The organism is Pseudomonas fluorescens, from assembly GCF_902497855.1.
GTDB classification, from domain to species: Bacteria; Pseudomonadota; Gammaproteobacteria; order Pseudomonadales; family Pseudomonadaceae; genus Aquipseudomonas; species Aquipseudomonas fluorescens_BI.
Map to the genome: position 1 here is coordinate 1 of NZ_CABVHU010000041.1, position 9,823 is coordinate 9,823.

Below are 9,823 nucleotides of genomic sequence, written 5' to 3' on the forward strand. Positions count from 1 at the left end.
GGGCTGGAGCACAATCTACATCACAGGCACAAAGCCTAAGGAGCTGCACGGCTTCCAGGTCCCTCCCTCGATGATCAGTCGAGAACTATCGCTCCTGATGGAGCGATAGTCGAGATACAAGGAGCTGCCGAAGGCTGTGATCTTTTGATCTTGAATCCCACCAACATCCAGGATCAAAAGTCGGACGCGCCCCGAGCCTTCGGCAGCTCCTACAAAGTGTACCGGTTATAATTAGTATTCTAACAACTGTACCTGTATGGCTTTTCCAAGCCCTGAAACGACAAAACCCGTCGCGGTTTCCCACGACGGGTCTTGTTTGTTCAATTCGGGTTGCTGGCGGTGGACCCTTCAGGTCAGAGCCAGCGACGCTACTTAGCGCCAGAACGGCTTGCTCAGCTCTTCATAGCGTTGTGCTTCGCTAATCCCGGCGTCAGCCAGCAGACGCGAATCCAGACGAGCCAGTTGATGGCGGCTGGAGATGCGGCGCTGCCACAGCATCAAGTTGGCGAGAACGCGCAGAGGCATGGAAGTCTGGGCTTTTGCTGCGGTGTCTTCGAAGAACAGTTCGGAACTGAGTGTACGTTCCATGGTAAGCATCCTTCCGCTTGTGGCGGGATTAGGTAGTGGTTTAACTGATGCCAATGATCCTCTTGTTTGGCCAGTCCCTGTAGATACAGTTCACCTGTATTGTGAGGGACCAGTTAACTGTTAATAGGCGGTGTACTGGTCAAAATTGAGGCAACTGTACCTATCTGCACTAACTTGGTGCGTTTTTGCTGCTTTGGCTTGGAAAGGTGGGGAAAAACTGCAGGAAAAGACCGGTACAGCAGTACAGTTTTAAACAAATTTTTGCTTGGCAATAGAAGGCTGACGAAACTGTGGTTGCGTCAGCCACTATCTGTGTTCCCTCACACGGCAAGCATGCGTCCGGTTTCTTCGAGGTTCATGTGCCAGCTCAGTGCATCGCGCAGGATATGCGGGGTATGGCCGCCGATTGCGCACGCGGCGGTGAAGTAGTCATCCAGCGCCTGGCGATAGTCCGGGTGCACGCAGTTGTCGATGATGACGCGAGCCCGCTCCCGCGGCGCCAGGCCGCGCAGGTCGGCCAGGCCGACCTCGGTGACGAGGATGTCGACGTCATGTTCGGTGTGGTCGACGTGGCTGACCATGGGCACCACGCTGGAGATCGCGCCGCCCTTGGCGATCGACTTGGTGACAAAGATTGCCAGGTGCGCATTGCGCGCGAAGTCGCCCGAGCCGCCGATCCCGTTCATCATCCGCGTGCCGCAGACATGGGTGGAGTTGACGTTGCCGTACAAGTCGAATTCCAGCGCGGTGTTGATGCCGATGATGCCGAGTCGGCGCACCACCTCAGGGTGATTGGAGATTTCCTGCGGGCGCAGGACCAGTTTGTCCTTGTAGCGCTCCAGGTTGCCGAATACATCGGTATTGCGACGGGCCGACAAAGTGATCGAACTGCCCGACGCGAAGCTCAGTTTGCCGGCGTCGATCAGGTCGAAGGTCGAGTCCTGCAGAACCTCGGAGTACATGGTGAGGTCTTCGAAAGGTGAATCGATCAGGCCACACATCACCGAGTTGGCGATGGTGCCGATCCCGGCTTGCAGCGGACCTAGCTTGTTGGTCATACGCCCGGCAGCCACTTCTTGCTTGAAGAAGTCGATCAGGTGGTCGGCAATGGCCTGGGTATCAACATCAGGCGGCAACACGGTAGAGGGCGAGTCGGACTGGTTGGTGATGACGATTGCAACAATTTTTTCCGCCGGGATCGGGATGGCGGTGCTGCCAATCCGGTCGTCAACCTTTACCAGCGGGATCGGCGTGCGAGTCGGGCGATAGGTCGGAATATAGATGTCGTGCAGACCTTCCAGGTTCGGGTTGTGCGCCAGGTTGATCTCAACGATGACCTGTTTGGCGAAAATCGCAAAGCTGGCCGAATTGCCCACCGAAGTGGTCGGTACGATATGGCCTTGCTCGGTGATTGCCACAGCCTCGATCACCGCGATGTCCGGCAGCTTGAGCTGCTGGTTGCGCAGCTGTTCCACGGTTTCCGAAAGATGCTGGTCGATGAACATGACTTCGCCGGCGTTAATCGCCTTGCGCAGCGTGCTATCGACCTGGAATGGCATGCGTCGTGATAATACGCCGGCTTCGGTCAGCTGTTTGTCGAGGTCGTTGCCCAGGCTCGCGCCGGTCATCAGGGTGATTTTCAGCGGGGTCAGCTTGGCGCGTTCGGCCAATGCGTGGGGTACGGCCTTGGCTTCGCCGGCGCGAGTGAAACCACTCATGCCGACGGTCATGCCGTCCTCAATCAGAGCGGCAGCGTCAGCGGCGCTCATCACTTTATCCAACAACGAAGGCAGGCGAATACGATCACGGTACATGGAGGGTTATCTCGGGTAACGAAAGCAAGGTGTGCAGTCTAGTGATTTGAAAAAAATCCGTCCCGCTACCATGGTCGAATGCCGAGCCCTGATTTAGAGCCTTTGGTCGGGTTAATGGGTCAATTCACGGGCAATAAAAAACCCCAGCCGGCTAAAGGCTGAGGTTTTGGGTGTTGCTGTTTGCGCGGGATTTACTCGACGGCTTTAACCATGTCTTCGATGACTTTCTTGGCATCGCCGAAGACCATCATGGTTTTATCGAGGTAGAACAGTTCGTTGTCCAGACCGGCATAGCCGCTGGCCATCGAACGCTTGTTGACGATGATGGTCTTGGCCTTGAACGCTTCGAGAATTGGCATGCCGGCAATCGGCGACTTCGGATCGTTCTTGGCGGCCGGGTTAACCACGTCGTTGGCACCCAACACCAGCACCACGTCGGCCTGACCGAACTCGGAGTTGATGTCTTCCATCTCGAACACCTGGTCGTAAGGCACTTCGGCCTCGGCCAACAATACGTTCATGTGGCCAGGCATGCGGCCGGCAACCGGGTGGATCGCGTACTTCACGGTCACACCGCGATGGGTCAGCTTCTCGGTCAGCTCCTTCAGCGCGTGCTGCGCCCGTGCTACGGCCAGGCCGTAGCCCGGAACGATGATCACGGTATCGGCGTTGGTCAGCAGGAAGGTCGCGTCGTCAGCCGAGCCGGATTTCACCGGGCGGGCTTCTTTCGAGCCGGCCGGGCCAGCTGCATCTGCAGAGTTGCCGAAGCCGCCGAGCAGTACGTTGAAGAACGAACGGTTCATCGCCTTGCACATGATGTACGAGAGGATCGCACCGGACGAGCCCACCAGCGAACCTGCGATGATCAGCATCGAGTTGTTCAGCGAGAAGCCGATACCTGCCGCTGCCCAGCCGGAGTAGCTGTTGAGCATCGACACCACCACCGGCATGTCCGCGCCGCCGATCGGGATGATAATCAGCACGCCCAGCACGAAGGCCAGGGCCAGCATCAGCGCGAAGGCGTTCAGGTTGCCGGTCAGCATGAAGGTCACGCCGAGGCCCAGTGTCGCCAGGCCCAGCAGCAGGTTCAGCTTGTGCTGGCCGCCGAACTGCACCGGAGCGCCCTGGAACAGGCGGAACTTGTACTTGCCCGAGAGCTTGCCGAAGGCGATCACCGAACCGGAGAAGGTAATTGCACCGATGGCCGCGCCGAGGAACAGCTCCAGACGGTTACCGGCAGGAATCGCATCACCCAGCTGCTTGACGATGCCCAGCGATTGCGGCTCTACGACAGCAGCAATGGCGATGAACACGGCGGCCATACCGATCATGCTGTGCATGAAGGCGACCAGCTCCGGCATCTTGGTCATTTCAACGCGCTTGGCCATGATCGAACCGGCCGTGCCGCCGACCAGCAGGCCGACGATGACGTAACCGATGCCAGCGGTGGCAAGCCCTGCCCCCAGCTTATAGATGAGGCCGACGGTAGTCAGGATCGCCAACCCCATGCCGAGCATGCCGAAAAAGTTGCCACGACGCGACGTGGTCGGGTGCGAGAGTCCCTTGAGCGCCTGGATAAAGCAGACCGAGGCGACCAGATACAGGGAAGTAACCAGGTTCATGCTCATGCTTGCTGCACCTCAGCCTTGACTGCTTCGGCCTTGGCTGCCGGCGCTTTTGCCGGAGGCGCTTTTTTCTTGAACATTTCCAGCATGCGCCGGGTGACCAGGAAGCCACCGAACACGTTGACCGCGGCCAAGGCCACGGCCAGGGTGCCCATGGTCTTGCCCAGTGGTGTCACGGTCAGCGCCGCTGCCAGCATGGCACCGACGATCACGATGGCCGAAATGGCGTTGGTCACCGCCATCAGCGGCGTGTGCAGTGCAGGTGTAACGTTCCAGACCACGTGATAACCGACATAAATCGCCAGCACGAAGATGATCAGGTTGTAGATACCGGGGGAGATAAGCTCTTCCATCGTCTGAATCCCTGCTTAGTCGTTTTTGCGGATGACTTGGCCGTCGCGGCACATCAGGCACGCGGCGACGATATCGTCTTCGAGGTTCACTTCGAACTGGCCTTCTTTGTTGAAGACCAGCTTCAGGAAGTCCAGCAGGTTGCGCGCATACAGCGCCGATGCATCTGCCGCGACTGCGCCGGCCAGATTGGTCGGACCGCAAATGGTTACACCATTTTCGACGACCACCTGATCGGCCACCGTCAGCGGGCAGTTGCCGCCCTGGGCTGCGGCGAGGTCGATGACTACCGAGCCTGGCTTCATCTGCGCCACGGTTTCCGCGCTTAGCAGCGTCGGAGCCTTGCGGCCCGGAATCAGTGCAGTAGTGATGACAATGTCAGCCTGTTTGGCGCGCTCGTGCACGGCCAAGGCCTGACGCTGCATCCAGCTGGCGGGCATGGGGCGTGCGTACCCGCCGACACCGACGGCGCATTCGCGCTCTTCATCGGTCTCGTAAGGCACGTCGACGAACTTGGCGCCGAGGGATTCGATCTGCTCTTTAACCGCAGGACGCACGTCGGAAGCTTCGATCACTGCGCCCAGGCGTTTTGCCGTGGCAATGGCCTGCAAGCCAGCCACACCGGCACCGAGAATCAGCACGCGCGCCGCTTTCACGGTGCCCGCAGCGGTCATCAGCATCGGCATGAAGCGCGGATAGTGGTAGGCAGCCAGCAACACGGCCTTATAGCCGGCGATGTTGGCCTGGGACGACAGCACGTCCAGGCTCTGCGCGCGGGAGGTGCGTGGCGCGGCTTCCAGCGCGAACGCGGTAATGCCGCATTCAGCCATCTTGGCAATGGTTTCGTTGCTGAACGGGTTGAGCATGCCCACCACAACGGTGCCGCTCTTGATCAGAGCGAGTTCGCTGTCGCTGGGAGCGACCACCTTCAAAATCAGCTCGGCACCAAACGCTTCGTTGGCGCTGCCAATGGTTGCGCCTGCCGCTTCATAAGCACTGTCGACAACGCTGGCAGTGATGCCGGCGCCGCTTTGCACAGTGACTTTATGCCCCTGGCCAATCAGCTTCTTGATGGTTTCCGGGGTAGCAGCAACCCGTGTTTCACCCGTCTGGGTTTCGAGAGGAACACCAATGTGCACGTCAAATCTCCTGCGTGATCTTATTGAGTAAACCCATGCACTGCGGATGGTGCGGCTGGGGCGGCCGATCAGCACGATCCCGCCAAACAAGGGCGGGGTGCGGCATTTTGCAGGCGAACTTTGTACCCATCAAGGGATTATGACGGGTGACGGAAAATTAACTACAAGTCACCCCGTGACCGAATGTCGCAACCAACTGGCTCAATCCCTTGCAGGCCGTGCCTTGCAAGGACTCTGGCGGCAAATCAAAAATTTTGCCCATCGGCGCATCGAATGAGGTGCCATCGCTTAAAAACAGGCTCAAGGCCACGATTTCAGGCGGTTGTGGGACGTTTGTACGGCTTGTCAGTACAGTTTTCGCATATGCGACAAATACGTATATCTGTAGGGCTTTGGTTTTGTTGACTACTAAGTCAAGTAATTGGGTGGGGCCTTTGTCCTTCTAGGCTGTAGCTGTGTGCCTGATTGACCAGCCAATCGCGAAATGCCCTTAAAGACGCTGATTCGACCTTTCGTTCAGGAATCATCAGGTAATAAGCCTTGATGCTCGAGAGCGCATCGGGGTTGGCGATCACCAATCGCTTCTCCGCCAATTCACGTTGGATCAGGAACGGCGGAATCAAAGCGATCCCCATATCGTGCATCGCCGCCTGGGCCAGCATGGAGAATAGCTCGTAACGCGGTCCTGTCATGTCTCGCGGGATATTAAGATTTTGTGAATTGAACCACTGACGCCAGGCATAGGGGCGCGTGGTCTGTTGCAACAGGGGTAATTCGGCGATTTCACCGGGCGTCAGGCCGGACTTTTTTCCCAATATGTCGGGGCTGCATACGGGCATCGGACTTTCACCCATCAACCTGTGGGATTCGGTGCCCGACCAGTCAGCGTCGCCAAAATAGATCGCAGCATCGAAGTCGGTGTCGGCAAACAGGAAGGGTCGCGTTCGATTGGTGAGGTTGACCGTCACTTCCGGGTGTTGTTCCTGGAAGTCCTTGAGCCTTGGTAGCAGCCATTGAGTACCGAAGGTCGGTACGACGGCCAGTTCGATCATATTGGTGCCCTGCTGACCCATCACTGACAAGGTGTCCCGTTCGACCGCATCGAGTTGGGTGGCCACCCGTCGGCTATAGGACAGTCCGGCTTCCGTCAGCTTGACCCCGCGGCGCGAGCGGCGGAACAGTTCGACGCTCAGGAACTCTTCCAGGCTGGCGATCTGCCGGCAAATCGCGCCTTGAGTCAGCGAAAGCTCCTGGGCGGCCTTGGTAAAGCTTTCGTGGCGCGCTGCTGCCTCGAAGCTGATCAGGGCAGTGGTGCTGGGTATTTTCCTTCGCATGTACGTCAACCTCACTAATACATCGCATGAAATCCGTTTTGGCGACCTTTCGGAGTGAGAAATTAGCACAACAGTATGCAAAATCCTCGTTTGCCGTGACGCCGAACCCGGCCTAGGATCAATCCACGATATTTTGACCCGATTCGAGAGGACACACTCATGGGCGGTAAAGCAAGCTTCAACTGGATCGATCCCCTGCTGCTGGATCAACAGCTCACCGAAGAAGAGCGCATGATCCGCGATACTGCCGAGCAATTCGCTCAGCAGAAGCTCGCGCCGCGTGTACTCGAAGCTTTCCGCCATGAAAAGACCGATCCGGCGATCTTTCGCGAGATGGGCGAAGTGGGCCTGTTGGGGGCGACCATCCCTGAGCAGTACGGTGGCAGCGGCCTGAACTATGTCAGCTACGGCCTGATCGCCCGTGAAGTCGAGCGTGTCGACTCCGGCTATCGCTCGATGATGAGCGTGCAGTCTTCGCTGGTAATGGTGCCGATCAATGAGTTTGGTACTGAAGCCCAGAAGCAGAAGTACTTGCCGAAACTGGCCTCGGGCGAATGGATCGGTTGCTTCGGCCTGACCGAGCCGAACCATGGTTCCGATCCGGGTGCGATGATTACCCGTGCGCGCAAAGTGGAAGGCGGCTACAGCCTCACCGGCAGCAAGATGTGGATCACCAACAGCCCGATCGCCGATGTATTCGTGGTCTGGGGCAAGGACGATGCAGGCGATATCCGTGGCTTCGTACTGGAGAAAGGCTGGAAAGGTTTGAGCGCCCCGACGATCCACGGCAAGGTCGGCCTGCGTGCATCCATCACCGGCGAGATCGTCATGGATAACGTGTTTGTCCCTGAAGAGAACATCTTTCCTGACGTCCGTGGTTTGAAAGGTCCTTTTACCTGCCTCAACTCGGCGCGTTACGGTATTTCCTGGGGCGCACTCGGCGCCGCCGAGTTCTGCTGGCACACCGCTCGCCAATACACGCTGGATCGCCAGCAGTTCGGTCGTCCATTGGCCGCCACTCAGCTGATCCAGAAGAAGCTGGCCGACATGCAGACGGAAATTACCCTGGCGCTGCAAGGTTGCCTGCGTCTGGGCCGCATGAAGGATGAAGGCACGGCTGCGGTCGAGATCACCTCGATGATGAAACGCAACTCCTGCGGCAAGTCGTTGGATATTGCTCGCATGGCGCGCGACATGCTGGGCGGCAACGGCATCTCCGATGAGTTCGGCGTCGCGCGTCACCTGGTCAACCTGGAAGTGGTGAATACCTATGAAGGTACGCACGACGTCCACGCGCTGATCCTCGGTCGTGCGCAGACCGGCCTCCAGGCGTTCTATTAACAGGAGAACGTCCATGGGCGCGCTATCGCATCTACGGGTACTGGATTTATCGCGGGTACTGGCCGGGCCGTGGGCCGGGCAGATCCTTGCCGACCTTGGTGCCGACGTAATCAAGGTCGAGCGGCCGGGCAACGGTGACGATACGCGCGCCTGGGGGCCTCCTTTCCTGAAAGACGCCCATGGCGAGAACACCAGCGAAGCGGCCTATTACCTGTCGGCCAATCGCAACAAGCAATCAGTCACCATCGACTTCACGCGCCCGGAGGGGCAGAAGTTGGTGCGTGAGCTGGCGGCCAGGTCGGACATCCTGATCGAAAACTTCAAGGTGGGAGGTCTGGCGGCTTATGGGCTGGACTATGAGTCGCTCAAGGCCATCAATCCGAACCTGATCTATTGCTCGATTACCGGATTTGGCCAGACGGGGCCTTACGCCAAGCGCGCCGGTTATGACTTCATGATCCAGGGGTTGGGCGGATTGATGAGTCTGACCGGGCGACCTGAAGGCGAGGAAGGGGCGGGGCCGGTGAAAGTTGGCGTGGCGCTGACCGACATCCTGACCGGACTCTACTCGACAGTGGCGATCCTGGCGGCATTGGCTCACCGCGATCATGACGGCGGCGGTCAGCATATAGATATGGCGCTGCTGGATGTTCAAGTAGCTTGCCTGGCTAACCAGGCAATGAATTACCTGACGACAGGCAATGCTCCGAAACGCCTGGGTAATGCTCATCCGAACATCGTGCCTTATCAGGACTTTCCTACGGCGGATGGCGACTTTATCCTCACCGTGGGTAATGACGGGCAGTTCCGCAAGTTTGCCGAAGTGGCGGGTCAGCCCCAGTGGGCGGATGATCCACTCTTTGCGACCAACAAGTTGCGGGTGGCGAACCGTGCGCTGTTGATTCCGCTTATCCGCCAGGCAACGGTGTTCAAGACGACTGCCGAGTGGGTGCTGCAGCTGGAGCAGGCAGGCGTGCCCTGCGGGCCGATCAATGATCTGGCTCAGATGTTTGCCGACCCTCAGGTCAAGGCGCGTGGCCTGGCGATTGAGATGCCTCATGCGCTGGCCGGGAGTGTGCCGCAGGTGGCGAGTCCGATTCGTCTGTCCGAGACGCCTGTGAAGTACCGCAATGCGCCTCCTTTATTGGGCGAGCACACGCTGGAGGTTTTGCAGCGGGTGTTGGGCCTGGATGCAGATGCGGTCGCTGCCTTTAAAGAGGCCGGAGTGCTTTGAAGGTTCCTCCTATTCCTATATAGAAGGGGCGTTTTCCTTTCTCCAGCCGGGGCGGATGGCTTTTTTCCGGCCTTTGGCAGGTTATTGATAGATGAGCGGAATTAACGCTTGACGGCAGATTCTGGAAGTCTATAATTCGCCCCACTTCCGGCGCAGTCGAAACGGAAAACTCCTTGGTAAACAAAGGGTTACGCAGTTTTCGGCAGCGAGTTGCTTCAGTTCATCGAAGCCCAGAAGGAGTTGAGAGAGCGGTGTTGTTTGGCTCTTTTGACGGTTCGATCTTCTCGGTCGAAAGCGGAGAAAAAGAGGTGTTGACAGCAGCGACTAACGCTGTAGAATTCGCCTCCCGCTGACGAGAGATCGGAAGCGCCAAGTGGTTGAAGTTGTTGAGGATTTC

The 9,823-nt window shown here is 58.2% G+C and carries 8 protein-coding genes; 2 read left to right on the plus strand and 6 right to left on the minus strand.

The window, feature by feature from the left end:
* Nucleotides 1-372: 372 nt before the first annotated feature.
* The 6 genes from F8N96_RS34630 to F8N96_RS34655 all read right to left on the minus strand — a co-directional run bounded on the left by F8N96_RS34630 (nt 373) and on the right by F8N96_RS34655 (nt 6,851).
* Nucleotides 373-588: a DUF1127 domain-containing protein gene (locus tag F8N96_RS34630; protein ID WP_150801618.1), complete on the minus strand. Its 216-nt coding sequence runs from the start codon at nt 586-588 to the stop codon at nt 373-375.
* Between the two features lie 320 nt (nt 589-908).
* The gene (locus tag F8N96_RS34635) at nt 909-2,402 is read right to left on the minus strand and encodes an acetyl-CoA hydrolase/transferase family protein (RefSeq protein WP_150801619.1); all 1,494 of its coding nucleotides are present in this window, start codon (nt 2,400-2,402) and stop codon (nt 909-911) included.
* Nucleotides 2,403-2,593: 191 nt separating this feature from the next.
* A complete protein-coding gene (locus tag F8N96_RS34640) occupies nt 2,594-4,030 on the minus strand; it encodes an NAD(P)(+) transhydrogenase (Re/Si-specific) subunit beta (protein WP_150801620.1) in 1,437 nt (478 codons plus the stop codon).
* Entirely contained in the window at nt 4,027-4,380 is a 354-nt protein-coding gene (locus F8N96_RS34645; protein ID WP_150801621.1) for an NAD(P) transhydrogenase subunit alpha, read from the minus strand. Before F8N96_RS34645 ends, F8N96_RS34640 begins: the two co-directional genes overlap by 4 nt.
* Nucleotides 4,381-4,395: 15 nt before the next feature.
* Nucleotides 4,396-5,517: a Re/Si-specific NAD(P)(+) transhydrogenase subunit alpha gene (locus F8N96_RS34650; RefSeq protein WP_150801622.1), complete on the minus strand. Its 1,122-nt coding sequence runs from the start codon at nt 5,515-5,517 to the stop codon at nt 4,396-4,398.
* A gap of 413 nt (nt 5,518-5,930) precedes the next feature.
* Entirely contained in the window at nt 5,931-6,851 is a 921-nt protein-coding gene (locus tag F8N96_RS34655; RefSeq protein WP_150801623.1) for a LysR family transcriptional regulator, read from the minus strand.
* A 159-nt stretch (nt 6,852-7,010) separates the two neighbouring features.
* Between F8N96_RS34655 and F8N96_RS34660 the strand changes: the two genes are divergently transcribed.
* Together F8N96_RS34660 and F8N96_RS34665 are read left to right on the plus strand one after the other, a co-directional pair.
* Entirely contained in the window at nt 7,011-8,192 is a 1,182-nt protein-coding gene (locus tag F8N96_RS34660; RefSeq protein ID WP_150746523.1) for an acyl-CoA dehydrogenase, read from the plus strand.
* A 13-nt stretch (nt 8,193-8,205) separates the two neighbouring features.
* A complete protein-coding gene (locus F8N96_RS34665; protein WP_150801624.1) occupies nt 8,206-9,426 on the plus strand; it encodes a CaiB/BaiF CoA transferase family protein in 1,221 nt (406 codons plus the stop codon).
* Nucleotides 9,427-9,823 lie beyond the last annotated feature (397 nt).